The following is a 15,530-nucleotide window of genomic DNA, read 5'->3' on the forward strand; positions in this document are numbered from 1 at the left end:
ACATTCATGAAAAAAGCAAAAATTCTACTTGTAGAAGATAACGAAGGAGATATCGTACTTACTACAGAAGCGTTTGAGGAAGCTGATTTTAAATCCAACCTAATCGTAGCAAGAAACGGTAAAGAAGCCCTCAATTATTTATCAATGGAAGACCGTACCACTAGTTTAAACTTACCTGATTTAATCCTATTGGACATCAATTTACCACTATTAAATGGTATTGAAGTGTTAAACCACATCAAACAAAACAAATTTACAAGACACATTCCGGTTATAATTTTAACTACATCATCCTCATCAAATGATATAAACGCTACCTATGATAATCACGCCAATTGTTTCATTACAAAACCAGCAGACATTACTGTGTTTTTTGATGTAATAAACTCCTTAGGGAAATTTTGGCTACACATTGTAAAATTACCTACCCCTAAATAAAATGTTGAAAGACAAGAAAAATTATACGTTACTAGTAGTCGAAGACAACTTAGGCGATTTCATTTTGTTTGAAGAATATTTAAACGAAAAAATCGAAAACCCTACGCTTTTTCATTTTCAAACATTTAAAGACTTGTTTGATTTTAAAGAACGTATTACGACTGCTATTGACATTATTTTTCTGGATCTTTCACTTCCCGATAAAAATGGTACTGACCTCATTATTGAAGTCCAAAAAATTTCTAAAAATATTCCAATCATTGTGCTCACTGGGCACAGTGATTTTTCGTTTGCAACCACGTCATTAGCCCTGGGTATTTCAGATTATCTACTCAAAGACGACCTCAACAGTACTACTTTATATAAAAGTATCGTTTACAACATTGAAAGAAATAAAAACCTAGTTAAAATAAGAGAATCCGAACAATTGTATTCCGATTTATTTCAGCTTAGTCCAATTCCAATTTGTGTTTATGATGCCAAAACAAGCGTTTTTTTAGATGTAAATGCGGCCGCTGTACAACTATATGGCTATTCCCATGAAGAATTTCTAAAACTAACAGTGCAAACTTTATTTGTAGATGAAATCGAAGAGAATACCAACAACATTGTAACCCATAAAAAGAAAAATGGCGAGCATATTTTTGTAGACAGCAGAAGCAATACCATTATTTTTAATGGCAAAAAAGCCAAAATAATACTTGCCAACGACATTACCAAAAGCTTAAACCACATCAAAGAAATAGAGTTACAAAACGAAAAACTCAAAGAAATTGCTTGGACACAATCGCATGTCGTTAGAGCGCCGTTATCGCAAATTTTAGGATTGGTACAATTGGTGTTAGACGATGAAAGTACCACAGAAGAAACCAAAGAATTAGTAGGTATATTAAATAATTCAGCACAAGAATTGGATAAAATAATCAAAGAAATCATCCATAAATCTAAAGAAATTTCATGTAATGCGTGATGCCTATGAAACACTTGCTTATAATAGACGATGATCCTGTTTCGGTACTAATTTTAAAAAAAATGCTTGTCAATGCAGGCTTTTTAGAAAACCCCATCGTGTTTTATAACGGAAGTGATGCCTTAGCTTTTTTTCACAAAGCAATACAACCAATGAAATTTACTACGTGTTTTTAGACATTAACATGCCCGAAATGAATGGTTGGCAATTTTTAGACCGGATGCAACCCATCATCAAACCCCTAAATTTCAAAGTGTATTTACTCACCTCCTCCACCAGCGAACAGGAAAAAAGAAAATCAGAAGACTATAAATGCATCTTGCAATTCATTTCTAAACCGATTAGCAAAGAAAATATTTTACGAGTAAAAGAGGAATTCTTTACATTTTAAATTCTAGTAAAATCATTTAGTTTTTAAATTCAACAACTAATGTTTTTAACCGTTACAACTGAATTATCAGGTATATCTTTAGTGATTAAAACATGTGCTCCAATCACAACATTATTTCCAATATTCAACTCTCCTATAATAGATGAATTAGCATACAAAGTAACATTGTCACCAATAACATTCCCATTTCCAACACCATTTTTCTTGTGACCAACTGTGCAGCCCTGATGAACAATAAAACCTTTACCTATTTTATTTCTACTTCCAATTACCATACCTTGACCATGAACCACATAAAACCCTTCTTCAATTTCATTATTAAAATAAATTTCGCAACTACAATACTGCTTTAATAACCAATGAATTTGTGGTTTCAACTCATTCAAACCTTCATTTTGAACAATCTGTCCTAATCGAAACAAGAAAATAGCTAATTCATTATTATTATTTATTATTCTATTTTTTATCTCCTTTTCAGATAATTCTGGAAAATGATAATTTACATCTTTTACGGTCAAAACAAAAGCTAAATCAATCATTTTTGAATTGATTTGTAAGGAATTGTAAACATTTTTTAAAATAAAACTCATGAATTCATTCATAATTCTAATACAGATTTAATACTTTCTGATGAAGTTTTATAATTTGACAATATGATTTCTTTCCAACTTTCAAATGATTCTGATGTTTGTTCTACTACAATACTATTTTTGATTTCATTTTTATTGTTAACCCAAAGTACTGCATCCTTATCTTTCATACTCCTAAAATGCTGCAATTGATAAATCCATTGCACAGACCAATTTGGATTAATCTTAACATCTTGGTCATAATTGATATAAATACAAGGTTTTTTAAACATCCCAAAGTCAAATGCCATAGTGGACCCTAAATTAACTACAATAGCACTGTAATATACTGTTGAGACCAATAATGCTATATCTTCTGGTAATGGATAAATAGTAGTCCAGTTACTGTTGGGTTCAAAATTCCAAAGAGGTGGTGCTTGCTTAATCAAATTAGGATATTTTGAAACAATTACGTCAAATCGACCCGAAATATCTACAGGACAACGACGTAATAAAATTTGATACTCTGTATCTAAATTATGATGCAGCAGCTGTTCCGCTAAGTCCGATAAATATTGTGGATCATCAGGACAAGTTAACACATCATCGCCAGAATAACAAATGATTTTTTTATGTAAATCTAAATTATATCTTTCATAAAACACTTCTTTCGGAATAATGTTTTCGGGTTGGAGATAACATTCAAATTGAGGTGTTCCTGTCACAAAAACTTGCTGTGCTTTGATTTCAGGATAGTATAATCTTAGTTCTTTTTGCATATAATCTGACCAAACCAAATATTTATCAGCTTGCAACGCCATTCTAGCTTTAGGCAAATTATCCCATGAATATATCACAGTAATGGCTTCAATTCCTAAATCTTGTGCTGCAGCAAAAATGGGAGCACATTGCACTCCTCTTTGATGGGAACAAAATAGCTTTTCAGGCGCAACATCCACTAGAATCTGTCGTACTTCATTATAAAAACTCGAATTTCTAATGGCCCTTTGATACCATTGCTCTAGTTTTAAAATACGTTTATAATTCGCAAATCCATAAGATGCAATTTCGACAAAACTATAAAATAAAGTTTTAAAAACGCCCTTATGATTGGACTTCCAATTGCTTAAAATCGTAGGATTACGGACTAATTTAGCATTGTGTTTTAAACGAGCTAAACAAATTAATTCTCTTAAAAATTTTTCGTTTAATGATTCTGAATAATTAGGAATACGTAAGGTATTTTGAATCGCTGCAATCTCTTTAACTGCTTGTTCTGTTTTGGCATCAAAAGCATGAAATAAAACCAACTCTTTTTCCATTCCTTTGAATACATCGGAATACAAATAGTTTCGAATCCCAACACCATCAGGAAAAAGTAATACTATTTTATTGTTTTTTTTCATTCGTATCTAATCCTAAATCCTCAATAATTTTAGTGGTAAACAATCGTGCACCTTTGTCATTCAAATGCCCACACGATGAAAAATAGTCGTCTCCTTGCACCACATGTTCATATGCTTTGATTTCCGGATACAACTTATTCACTTTTTGAAAATAGTCCATTCCTTTTACATTAGAACACATGGGGGTAGTTACCGCAATCAAATTGATGTTGTTACTTTTACAAATTTGCTTAATTTCTTCGAAATAACGGTTACGCAAAGGCACTAAACTTGCAATATTATTTTTCATATTGGCTTTTGGGTTAAACCCTAACGGATAATAGCCTTGATGATCCAATGTATTCGTAGGCTCTTGATGCAACGTTTTGTAAAAAGCTCTAAACCCTACTTTACTATCAAATTGAATGTATCGGTAAAACGGCACATAATACAATTCCGTAAAATCGGATTCATTTTTAAAATGTTCGGTGATGATTTTGGATTGATGCATAAAGGGCATGAAACGGCCAAAAGTACCATCATCGCGTTTTTCATTCGATAAATTCAAATCGGTTTCTATAATGATGTTTTTGATGTTCCAACCTCGTGCTACCATCAATTTTAATAGCAAAGAAGTTTCAAACAAATGCGCACCACTCATGCCGTAATTAAAGGTTTTCAAACCTTTTTTCGCAAACAATTCGGATACAAAATGATTATTGGCTCTTGATGTCCCTAAAATAATGACATCATAATTTTGCGCTTCAGAATTGATAACGTTTTCAACCTTATTTCTCGTTTTCGATTGCGCAAAAACATTAGTGTAAATAAAATCCAACGTCAACGCAACCAACAATAGCACTAAAAGTATTTTTCCGATAAAAAGCAAAAACTGTTTCATTAGAATTGGAAATAAATAAATTCTTTATAATCGGAATACACACCTAAAACTAATAAAGCTATAATTGCCAAAGTAACTTTTACCCAACTTGCTTTGCCTGATAAGGGTTCTACTTTTGAACGATTGAACCATTCGACCATCACAAAAACCAACACTAAAAGCAACAATTCAAAATTATAACGCTCATTATTCAAATACTGACTTTCAAAATGAAAATCGGTAAACATTCTTTGGATATAACCGATGGCTTCTGAAATTGATTTGGCTCTAAAAAAAATCCAAGCAATGGTTGTTAAGACGAAAGTACCTAAAATGTTTAGAATTGTTTTTATACTACCTAAATTCCAACCCATTTCGATTTCGCCCATATTGGAACGGTTTTTATCTTGAAGCAACAAAGGCAAAAAGTAAATCGCATTCAACAATCCCCAAACGATAAAGGTCCAATTGGCACCATGCCAAAATCCACTCACTAAGAAAATGATAAATGTATTTCTCACTTTCATCCACATACCTCCTTGACTTCCGCCTAACGGAATATATAAATAATCGCGAAACCAAGACGACAAGGAAATGTGCCAACGACGCCAAAATTCAGCAATATCACGTGAAAAATATGGGTAATTGAAATTCTTTAATAAATCGATTCCAAATAATTTGGACGTGCCTAAAGCAATATCGGAATAGCCTGAAAAATCCCCATAAATTTGGAAGGCAAAGTAAACAGCGCCTAAAATCAAAGACAGCGAATTCATCGATTCGTAGTTATCAAAAACAGCATTAGCATAGGCAGCACAACTGTCGGCAATCACTACTTTTTTTACCAAACCCCAAATAATTTGATATACCCCTTCTTTGGCTTTTTCAAAATTAAAATGGCGTTTGATTTTTACTTGTGGCAATAAATGCGTCGCTCTTTCGATGGGTCCAGCTACTAACAGAGGAAAGTAACTTACAAAGAGCGAATAATCGATAAAATTGCGTTCGGCGGTGATACGTTTGTAATAAATATCAATAACATACGACAAACCATGAAACGTGTAAAATGAAATACCAACGGGAAGAATTAATTTTAATAAAACAGGATTCGTTTGAAATCCAAAACCCAGTAACAAATCAGCAAATGATTGTGCAAAAAAATCGTAATATTTGAAAATTCCCAAAAATCCTAAGTTGATTCCTATAGTAATCCACAACCACAGCTTTCGTTTTTTATTCGAAGTACTGTTTTCCATCATGATGGCGCTGAAGTAATCTAACAAGGTAGAAAACACCAATAGAAACAAAAAACGCCAATCCCAACAAGAGTAAAAATAATAGCTCGCAACAATTAATACAGCGTTTTGAGTGGTTTTATTTTTAGCAAATACCAACCAATACAGTAAAAATACGATGGGTAAAAATATAGCGAAAGAAAAGGAATTGAAAAACATTAATTATCTTTAAATTGTTTTTGATGATTGAGTTGCCAAATATCTTCATTTAAAAGCGATTTCAAAAATAATTCGGCACTATTTCCTTTTCCAAAATCATTTTCTGAAGGTTTTATTTCATGCAAATCAATGGTGTTTAGCGCATTTATAATACTTTCAGTGGTATAATCTACATTGATAATATCAGCATGCAACGCTCTGTTTTGCTGACGTGTTCCTATATTGATAATTGGTAAGCCATAATAAGGTGCTTCACGAATTCCTGCGCTACTATTTCCAATTATAAACTGTGCTTTTTTCAATAAGGTTAAAAAATATTCAAAACGTAACGAAGGAAAAATGCGAAAACGCGGATTTCCTTTTAGTTTTTCGTACGCTTTTAAAACGGCTTGACTGCCTAAATCGTTATTTGGGAAAACCACTACATAATTATGATGGTCATTTAGTAACGCTTCTACAAAATTAACTGCATATTCTTGCATGTGTTTTGCTTCAGTAGTTACTGGATGAAACATAGCAACAGCATATGTATCAAATTGAATTTCATAGTATTGCTTTACTGTGGCTAAATCGGGCAAGTTATTCGAAAACATAATATCTACGTCAGGTGAACCAATCGTAAAAACAGCTGCTTCTAATTCACCCATTTGCAGCAATCGCTTTTTTGCTTGCTTATTAGAAACAAAGTGTACATGACTCATTTTACTGGTAGAATGACGAATCAATTCATCAATAGTTCCCGAAACTTCACCTCCTTCAATATGTGACACTAAAATATTATTCAAACTTCCAACAATAGCACCAGCTAATGCTTCTACTCTATCACCATGAATCACAATCATATCAGGCGCACACGATTTCACATAAATAGATAATCCTTCAATAGTCTTGGCTAGAGTTAAATCCATAGTAGTTTCGTGTGTATGATTTTCAAAAGTGTGAATATTTGAAAAACCGCAACGTTCAACTTCCAATACAGTATAACCATACTCTTCTTGTAAATGCATACCCGTTACAAAAATATAAGGTTCAAATTTTGGATGTGTTTCCAAAACTTGAATCAACGATTTTATTTTACCAAAATCGGCTCGAGTACCCGTAAGAAATAGGATTTTTTTAGACATTTTATAAATGGGTATAGCGTTGCAAATATAGGATTTTTGGTTAATGATTACATAAAGACCTAACCGCTTTTTGAAACCAATCAGGTCTTATAATCATATTTGTTTATTACTCAAAATCCCCAAAATCTAACTGCTCATCATTTGCAATTGTTCTTGTTGCTTTTTTTCCTAATAACGAATCAAAATGTTCTGCTAAAATTTTACCCGTTCCAGGACGTTTTACCCATATATTATCTTTAGTTAACACTTCTCCTTTTTGGATAGAGGCAATAGAACAAACCGTTGCAAAAGCAAAATCAATCGTTACTTGCTCTTCATCAGCTGGTTTTTTGGTTCCACCACGCATTTGCGCCATTTCGGTACTATTGATGATTAATTCTTTTGTGGCTTGTTCATCCATACTACATACAATATCTGGACCTGTACGATTCATGTGATCTGTAAAGTGTCGCTCTAAAATGGATGCGCCTAATGCAACTGCACCTAAACACGCATTATTATTTAAGGTATGGTCTGATAATCCAAAAACTTTATCTGGGAAAGCTTGATGCATTTCCATCATGGCGCCAAATCGAACTAAATGAATTGGTGTTGGATATAAATTAGTAGTATGTAATAAAGCCACAGGAACTTTATGTTTATCAAAAATAGCCACTGCTTTTTGGATACTATCAATCGTATTCATTCCTGTGCTTAAAATAACTGGTTTTCCAAAAGAGGCAATATGTTCTAATAAAGGATAATTATTACATTCTCCCGAACCAATTTTATAAGCGGGTATATCAAACTTTTTCAAGCGTTCAGCAGCTGCACGAGAAAATGGAGTAGATATAAAAATCATACCTTTACTTTCTACATAGTTTTTTAATTCTAATTCTTCCTCTTCATTTAAAGCACAACGCTCCATAATTTCATAAATAGACACATTTGCATTGCCTGGAATTACTTTTTTAGCTGCACCACTCATTTCGTCAGCAACAATATGTGTTTGGTGTTTGACGACCTCAACGCCTGCTCTGTTTGCTGCATCAACCATTTCTTTGGCTACTTGCAAAGAACCTTCGTGATTGATTCCGATTTCTGCAATGACTAATGGTGGAAAATCTTGACCAATTTTTCTTCCTGCAATTTCTATATAGGGATTCATAAAATGAGTTATGAGTTATGAGTTATGAGTTATGAGTTATAAATTTATTGTATAAATATTCTGCGTAATCAAAATCTTCTTGGGTATCAATATCTATAGTGGCAAAAAGATGATTAACTACTAAAGGAAAGGCCTCTTTTGTAATGATTTCATTATTTAGTACAACCGATGCTTTAGTAATATACAACAGGCCATTTTCGTAATATAAGGGTTCTAAGTCCTGACTACGTTGTCCAACTTTATAATTATATGGAATAAATGTATGATTTATAATTTTTCCTAATTTGTGATGACTACGCGAAACCGTAAACAAACTGTCCACTTGTTTTTCTTGAAAAAGAAGAAAGGCATCATGTAATAAATTATCTGGACGCAGTGGATTAGTAGCTTGCAGTAGTACAACATTTTCTACTTCATAAGTAATTGTTTCTATAACATGCTTTAGAGCGGAAACAGTAGGTTCATAATCTCCAGAAAGCATTTGAGGTCTATCGATTACCAGAGCACCATATTCTAAAGCTACTTTTTTTATGGCGTCATCATCTGTAGAAACATAAACGGCGTCTATAAATTTGTGTTGTTGTGCATACAAAATGCTATGCGCCAGTAAAGGAATACCGCCTAATAATTTTATATTTTTACCCTGCAAACGTTTAGATCCGCCCCGGGCAGGAATGATGGCTATTGTTTTACTCATAAATACTGTGTCTATTTGTGAAATCTTTGAAAAACAATGGCTTTATTTTTTCCAATTCCTGTGTTGATTTATCCCACCATTTAATAGTCTCAATTTCTTGAATAATGGTTTCTGAAAAACGTTTTCTAATTTCTTTAGCAGGTACACCAGCCACAATTGAATAAGGTGCAACATCTTTAGTAACTATACTGCCTGCTGCAATAATTGCTCCGTTGCCAATGGTAACATTTCCTACAACTATAACACCATGACCTATCCAAACATCATGGCCAACTATAATATTATTTTCTTCTTTTAACTGCTTTAATTCGCCTTGAAATAAATTCTGATTGATGTAAGTAGTCATATAGGATATAGGATGATTTGTAGCATGCAACGCAACATCAACACCTAACTGACAATACTTCCCTATGGAAATAGTGCCACCCAAAAAATTTCTATACCCCAAAGTGGTAGCATACCCTATTTTTATTTTTCCCGAAAAATTACATCCCTCTGGCACTGCATTTTTGCCTTCAAAAGTTACATTGCCCAATCCTTTTGAAAAACCTGAAAGTGTAACCTGATCTGTTTTTTCTATAGTATTTAAGAAATAGTAGAGTATTTTTTTTATGAATTTTCGCATGTTAATACATTTTAGATTCTTCATTAGTCAATCCTTTATATTGCAAAAATAATTTCCAAAAGGGTTTAAAAAGTAAAAACTTAAATAAGATATTTTTGAAATACACTCCTACATATGAAGGCTTTAAATCAGAGCTAAATTTAGTTTTTTCAAATGTATTATTATCATTTATACTCTCAAAAATAGTTTGCATCCAATTTTCCTTTACATTACCCATGTGATATGTATAATTATCATTAGTAGATAAACGCCAATACCCTAAATCGTTGACTGGCTTATCTAAAAATAAAGCTTCACTTGTTCCACCTAATGCAAAGGAACTATACCTGTCTTTTAACTTGTCGAAAACAGATCCTCTATAAGTTGCAACAAAATGTCCTGCACCAATTACAGCACTCACATTTTTATTAGTAATCGTTAAATATTTTTTCAAATGAATCGCATTGTAAAAATCTTTATTACCAATACTCTCAGCAAACATTATCATGGCATGAGTATTAACAACATTCGTGAATTTTAAATTCTTCGATAAGAGATTTGAAACCAACACATTACTTGTGTACTGTTTTAAAACTTTTGAAGAAGGCGTTGTGCTAACTACACCGGTTTTTGGAAAAGCCTCAAACACTTCATGGGTAGCTTTTTGCCATTGGTTTAAAAACAAAACATCGGCATCAGTTATGGTAATAAATGGAAATTGGTGTCCAGACAATCCTTTTAAAATAGCGTTTAATTTTCCAATTGCTATAGTATGAACAACTTCTTGCAATTTTCCTTCTTGTTGTAATTTATTTAAATAGTTTACTACTTCAATACAACTTCCATTGTTTACAATTGTAATGTAAGTTTTGTTATGACATGTCTTAAAAAGCGACTCCAAACACAACTGCAAAATCTGAAAGCTATCTTTAAAATAATCGTTTTGATGCGGAATATAAACAGGAACAATCACCTGATGCGTGTAATCAGATTTTGGAAGAACTTTATCTTTATTAGGATTGAAACCTATTCGCATAATTATTTTTTAAAAAAAAGAATAAAAATCATTAATTTAACATTTGAAAACCTTAAAAACCACATTCTATCTAATTTAAATAGAAAATGAATGTTTTTAAAAAAACTCAAATGAAACATTTTTATTTGACTCCTAATCAAATTATTTAACAAATATTTATATTCTACTTTATCAATTATATATTCATTTAAAAACATTTTCAATACAACTTTTAAACAGTTTGGTAACTGAATATCTGTTAATTTATCACTAGACATATTATTAGCATGAATTCTATAATGAACTAAAGGTAAATCAAGATAATAAAACTTAGTATAAAAAGATGCTCTTGTCCAATACTCAACATCAGCAAAAGTGCCAGGTATATTCTCATTAAATCCGCCAAAAACATCAATTACACTTTTTCTTATTAGAGGTGTAGGCATCATCACTGTCCAATTACCCATCATACGCATTTTCACATCACCATGCTTAACATCAGGATTACCGGGCCTACCTACTATAATATTTTGCGAAATTCCATCCTCATTAATTACTTCACAACAACTATGAACTAATCCAAAATCTGGATTTTGTTCTAAAATTTTGACTTGTTTCTCTAATTTTGTAGGCAACCAAACATCATCATCGTCAACGAAGGCTAAATATTTACCTTGGGATTCTTTAATACCTACATTCCTTGGTTTTGCTGGACCCCCACTATTTTTAATTTTTATATATTTTACATTATCATATTTACTACATATGACTAAGTTATTCTCATTTGGTGTTCCATCATCAACTACTATAATTTCAAAATCTTGAAAAGTTTGATTTAAAATACTATCAATAGTTAATTTTAAAAAATGAGTACGATCATATGTTGGAATAATTACGGAAACTAATGGATTTGTCATTTCATTGTGCTTTTTAAAACAATCTTTTTTAACCATCTAACTGGTGATAAAATACTATTTCCAATCTTAAACTCTAAAGAATTTTTATATTTAATTTCATTTCGTTTATTTCGTTGAGCAAGTTCTGTTAAAAAATCAACAACTTGCGCAAAATGATTACCATACAAATCGCTATGCTTTTTATAGATATAATTCAAATTACTTTCTCTAAAATTCATCTTAGACTCTTTAGACATAGATAGATTTTTTTGTCTGTAATGAAAAAGAAATTCAGCTATAGTATGCACCTTAAAACCTTTCTTTGTTACAGCTATCCAAAACTCCCAATCTTCAAAACCATTTTTCATGTTTTCATCATAGCCACCTACTGATTGCCAAACACCCTTTCGAATTAAAGCAAAAGAAACACTGTTATTATCAAATAAAAAATTTGAAACACCACCACCTTTTGGTTTGTGATAGCCAATAATTTTATGATTACCAACAAAAATAGTACAATGACTTGAGACTGCAGCAACAGTATTATCTTTTTCTAAAACAGTAATGGCTTTTTCTAAAAAGGAAGGATCTAAGGTATCATCGGAATCAATAGTTAAGATATAGTTAGCTTTTGAAACCGAAAAACCTGTATTTCTTGCCGCACTTAATCCTTTATTTTCTTGGTTAATTATTGTTGCCTTTTCATTTTTTATTTCAGCTAAAACCTTTTTTGTTTCCGCATTAGATCCATCATCCACAATAATAACCTCAAAATCTTGAAAGGTTTGACCAAGAACGGCATCAATTGTTTCTTGTATATACTCTTTATCATTATAACAAGGTATAACTACACTAACTTTCGGATTTACCTTCATACTTTAATCTAATTAATTCTTTAAAAGTAGGTTTTTATATTTAGTTTTAAAAGTCTCGATATCAAAATGTGAATGAGCATAAGTAAAGGCATTCTCAGATAATTTTTCTAATTCCATAGTATCATTATACAGTTTGCTAATTATATCTGAGAATTTTTCTATTAAAGCTATCTCATTTTTTTTATCTTCAATTAAAATCCCATTTACTTCGTTAGTTATATGTTCCTTTAAACCACCAACGTTAGTAACAATTGGAACTACACCATTAGCCATAGCTTCCATAACCACTACAGGAAAACCTTCTCTGTAAGAAGTGATTAAAAGTAAATTAGCGGTTTTATAAATATTATTTAACTCATTCTCATTTTTTATTTCACCTTTAAAAAGAACACCTGCATTCAAGATATTTTTTTTATGAAGTTCCATTTGACTTCCAACCATAATAAATTCAATATCAGAATGTGTTGAAGCTATACGCTTTGCAATTTGTAAAAATAAATTTGGTCGCTTTTCTTTAGACCATCTTCCAACAAAAAGGACTCTAAATTTTGATTTATTTGATTTATTTAAAACTATATCTTTTATATCAATGCCATTTTCAATTTTTAATATCTTGCTAAAAAAACTATCTAATTTTTTTTGATGATAAAGCCCTTTGAAATCTAATAAAGTTTTTTCATTTATGACAACTCTTCGATCTAAATATTTCACATAAGGTAAAGATGCAATTTCAATACCATAGTCAGGTTTAGAAAAAGCATGAATCAAATCTATTTTTTTTACAGAGTCATTTAACAAAGGTAATAGTTCATAAAAGAAAAAAGCATTTGATCCAAATACAGAAATCAATTCTTTGCTTTTATTAAGTTCATTCGCTAGTTTTTTAATAAAAAGATTTCGAATTAAATAATTTCTGTGTAGTAAATCATAGACCTCAAAGCATTTTGAATTTAAAAAGAATTGTTTTTTGTAATTATTTGAGTTTGATTCCTGAGTAAAAAAAACACAATTATTATTGTTATTTGTTGCTTTAACAATATTCAAATGTACTTTCTCTGCCCCGCCAGTATGATAAAAAGGAAAAAAGAAAACCGTTTTTGCTTTTTTTATTTTTTTCATTTCAAACAAAATAAAATATAGCAATTTTAAAACCGCTGCAAATTTGAAAAATAGTAATTTAGTTGTTCTCAAAATTTTATTATTTTATTAAGTAACTCATAAAGCGATACAATCCAAACCCTTTAATTTTATAAAATTTAAACAAAAAGTGTTGAACAAATAAATACTTTACCAATTTAAAAATCGAAATATAGTTATTCTTATAAAGAAACGTAATCATTTTTCCATTGGAATTTTTAAAGACTTCAACGTTTTTAATTATGTATCTATTAAAAATGGCAACATAAGCAAGGTTAATATTGTTTTTGAGTTTTTTTCGCAAATTACTATTAGATGATGCCACAATATTATCATGCACTATTGATAAAAAGGAAACAAAAGCATTCACCACTTTCTTTTCGTAAGCTAAATCGATATGTTTTTTAAAATAATCGTCATCGTTTCTATAATAATAATCGATATTTTTAAAAACAAAATAGTTTGAAGAATTAAGTAAAGCTTTAATAGCTATTTCAAAATCTTCAAAGATCATTATCTGATCAGAAAAACCATCAATTTTTTTTACAAAATTTATTTTATATATAGGTGCAGTTGTTTGCCAAGAACCTCTTAACTGAATAAAATTAGATAACCAATCCTCTTCCTTTCTTGTTATTAACTCATGTTGTAAAACTAATGGTGCTTTGTCAGAAAATATCAGCATGTCAAAAACTAAAAAATCGGCATCCTTATATTCTTGAAAAGCACTTATGCGTTGTTCTAAACAAAAAGTAGCTAATAGATCATCTGAATCTAAAAAAATTACATAGTCACCATTTGCATTTTCTATTCCAATGTTTCTACATGTAGATGGACCTTTAATCCTGTTTTCAGGTCTTTTAAAAACCCTAAAACGTTTATCATTTTCACAATAAGAATCTATTAAAAGTAATGAAGTGTCAGTAGAACCATCATCTACGAGAATACACTCCCATTTAATATAGGATTGACTTAAAATAGAATTCAAAGTTTCTTCTAAAGTTGTTGCTCTATTAAAAACCGGGATTATAATGCTTATCATTATTTACTTTTAATCTTTTTTATGAATTGTCTTTTCATAAATTTTAATAAATGATTAATTCTTCTAATTTTAATATATTCTAATGCTATTAAAATACTGTTTTTAAAACTCAACAAGTTTCGATTTCTGAGTAATATTTCATATGTAGTTAATAATATACATATTTGATTTTTATTAAAACGAGCTAATTCTTCTTTTACAATTTTTTGAAAAAATAAAAATTTTGCCTCTTCCTTTAATAATAGATTATTAGTTTTTCCTGAAATGTTATCGTTTGAAAACCGAAAATAAATGACCGAATCATTTATTGAAGCGATTAAACTTGAATCTGAAAATTTAATCCATGCTAAATCATCAGAATACCATGCTAAAGGAAAATTACTAAATTTATGTTGCTGATATGATACTCTTTTAAAAACATATTCAGAAAGAGAACTTCTAGTTTCATTATTTATTTTTCTAAAGAAAGAATCGGTTGCTTTTTCAAAAATAGGTTGAGTGAATTTATCTGAAATAACCTTATTATTTTCATCAATTACAACGGTTGAGAACCTAAAAACATTTACATTATTTTTTTTACTATTGTAAAACGCTTCCACTACATTTTCCCCTAACACATCATCATCTCCAAGAATCATCAACCATTCTTCATCGTTTGAAAGTGCAATGCATCGCTCCCATTGCTGTGTTAAACTAATACTTCCTAAATTACTTTCAAATCGGTGGTAAACAAAATCAAATTGACCCTCAAAGCTTTGCAACAATGCAGTACAATCATCTGGGCTTGCATCGTCACCTACATACACTTTAAAACGCTTATCTGTTTGATGGGCTAGCGATTGTAACGTAGCCTGAAAGAACGTAAGTTTATAAAAGGGAATGATGATAGCTAGCATTTATTTATAC

General features: G+C 30.8%; 17 protein-coding genes. 3 read left to right on the forward strand and 14 right to left on the reverse strand.

Annotated features, from left to right (window positions below):
- Nucleotides 1-6: 6 nt before the first annotated feature.
- The 3 genes from OLM52_RS08410 (at nt 7) to OLM52_RS14325 (ending at nt 1,799) form a co-directional block, all read left to right on the forward strand.
- Entirely contained in the window at nt 7-438 is a 432-nt protein-coding gene (locus OLM52_RS08410; RefSeq protein ID WP_264548092.1) for a response regulator, read from the forward strand.
- A gap of 1 nt (nt 439) precedes the next feature.
- The gene (locus tag OLM52_RS08415; protein ID WP_264548093.1) at nt 440-1,408 is read left to right on the forward strand and encodes a hybrid sensor histidine kinase/response regulator; all 969 of its coding nucleotides are present in this window, start codon (nt 440-442) and stop codon (nt 1,406-1,408) included.
- A gap of 166 nt (nt 1,409-1,574) precedes the next feature.
- Nucleotides 1,575-1,799: a response regulator gene (locus OLM52_RS14325; protein ID WP_413614406.1), complete on the forward strand. Its 225-nt coding sequence runs from the start codon at nt 1,575-1,577 to the stop codon at nt 1,797-1,799.
- Nucleotides 1,800-1,828: 29 nt separating this feature from the next.
- On the opposite strand, the gene OLM52_RS08420 is transcribed toward OLM52_RS14325, so the two are convergent.
- The 14 genes from OLM52_RS08420 to OLM52_RS08485 form a co-directional block, all read right to left on the reverse strand.
- Nucleotides 1,829-2,389 (reverse strand): hypothetical protein, encoded by a 561-nt coding sequence (locus tag OLM52_RS08420; protein WP_264548094.1) that lies wholly within the window; start codon nt 2,387-2,389, stop codon nt 1,829-1,831.
- Nucleotides 2,390-2,397: 8 nt separating this feature from the next.
- On the reverse strand, nt 2,398-3,774 hold the full coding sequence (locus OLM52_RS08425; RefSeq protein ID WP_264548095.1) for a hypothetical protein: 1,377 nt from the start codon (nt 3,772-3,774) through the stop codon (nt 2,398-2,400).
- The gene (locus OLM52_RS08430) at nt 3,758-4,654 is read right to left on the reverse strand and encodes a hypothetical protein (RefSeq protein WP_264548096.1); all 897 of its coding nucleotides are present in this window, start codon (nt 4,652-4,654) and stop codon (nt 3,758-3,760) included. The genes OLM52_RS08425 and OLM52_RS08430 overlap by 17 nt, the downstream gene beginning before the upstream one ends.
- Nucleotides 4,654-6,087, reverse strand: coding sequence for an MBOAT family O-acyltransferase (locus tag OLM52_RS08435; protein ID WP_264548097.1), 1,434 nt, complete (start codon nt 6,085-6,087; stop codon nt 4,654-4,656). The genes OLM52_RS08430 and OLM52_RS08435 overlap by 1 nt, the downstream gene beginning before the upstream one ends.
- Nucleotides 6,087-7,211, reverse strand: a complete 1,125-nt coding sequence (gene neuC / locus OLM52_RS08440) for a UDP-N-acetylglucosamine 2-epimerase (protein WP_264548098.1) — start codon at nt 7,209-7,211, stop codon at nt 6,087-6,089. The genes OLM52_RS08435 and neuC overlap by 1 nt, the downstream gene beginning before the upstream one ends.
- Before the next feature lie 106 nt (nt 7,212-7,317).
- Nucleotides 7,318-8,358, reverse strand: coding sequence for an N-acetylneuraminate synthase family protein (locus tag OLM52_RS08445; RefSeq protein WP_264548099.1), 1,041 nt, complete (start codon nt 8,356-8,358; stop codon nt 7,318-7,320).
- Between the two features lie 22 nt (nt 8,359-8,380).
- Complete coding sequence (locus OLM52_RS08450) at nt 8,381-9,055, reverse strand: cytidylyltransferase domain-containing protein (RefSeq protein ID WP_264548100.1); 675 nt, start codon at nt 9,053-9,055, stop codon at nt 8,381-8,383.
- Nucleotides 9,048-9,680 carry a CatB-related O-acetyltransferase gene (locus tag OLM52_RS08455; protein ID WP_264548101.1) on the reverse strand — a complete coding sequence of 211 codons (633 nt, stop codon included), beginning with the start codon at nt 9,678-9,680 and terminating at the stop codon, nt 9,048-9,050. The genes OLM52_RS08450 and OLM52_RS08455 overlap by 8 nt, the downstream gene beginning before the upstream one ends.
- A gap of 1 nt (nt 9,681) precedes the next feature.
- Nucleotides 9,682-10,695 (reverse strand): glycosyltransferase, encoded by a 1,014-nt coding sequence (locus tag OLM52_RS08460; RefSeq protein ID WP_264548102.1) that lies wholly within the window; start codon nt 10,693-10,695, stop codon nt 9,682-9,684.
- Nucleotides 10,696-10,697: 2 nt separating this feature from the next.
- A complete protein-coding gene (locus tag OLM52_RS08465) occupies nt 10,698-11,591 on the reverse strand; it encodes a glycosyltransferase family 2 protein (RefSeq protein ID WP_264548103.1) in 894 nt (297 codons plus the stop codon).
- Nucleotides 11,588-12,445 (reverse strand): glycosyltransferase family 2 protein, encoded by an 858-nt coding sequence (locus OLM52_RS08470; RefSeq protein WP_264548104.1) that lies wholly within the window; start codon nt 12,443-12,445, stop codon nt 11,588-11,590. The genes OLM52_RS08465 and OLM52_RS08470 overlap by 4 nt, the downstream gene beginning before the upstream one ends.
- 12 nt (nt 12,446-12,457) lie before the next feature.
- On the reverse strand, nt 12,458-13,636 hold the full coding sequence (locus OLM52_RS08475; RefSeq protein ID WP_264548105.1) for a glycosyltransferase family 4 protein: 1,179 nt from the start codon (nt 13,634-13,636) through the stop codon (nt 12,458-12,460).
- A 7-nt stretch (nt 13,637-13,643) separates the two neighbouring features.
- On the reverse strand, nt 13,644-14,624 hold the full coding sequence (locus tag OLM52_RS08480; protein ID WP_264548106.1) for a glycosyltransferase family 2 protein: 981 nt from the start codon (nt 14,622-14,624) through the stop codon (nt 13,644-13,646).
- The gene (locus tag OLM52_RS08485) at nt 14,624-15,520 is read right to left on the reverse strand and encodes a glycosyltransferase family 2 protein (RefSeq protein WP_264548107.1); all 897 of its coding nucleotides are present in this window, start codon (nt 15,518-15,520) and stop codon (nt 14,624-14,626) included. The genes OLM52_RS08480 and OLM52_RS08485 overlap by 1 nt, the downstream gene beginning before the upstream one ends.
- Nucleotides 15,521-15,530 lie beyond the last annotated feature (10 nt).

The organism is Flavobacterium sp. N2820 (assembly GCF_025947285.1).
GTDB lineage: Bacteria > Bacteroidota > Bacteroidia > Flavobacteriales > Flavobacteriaceae > Flavobacterium.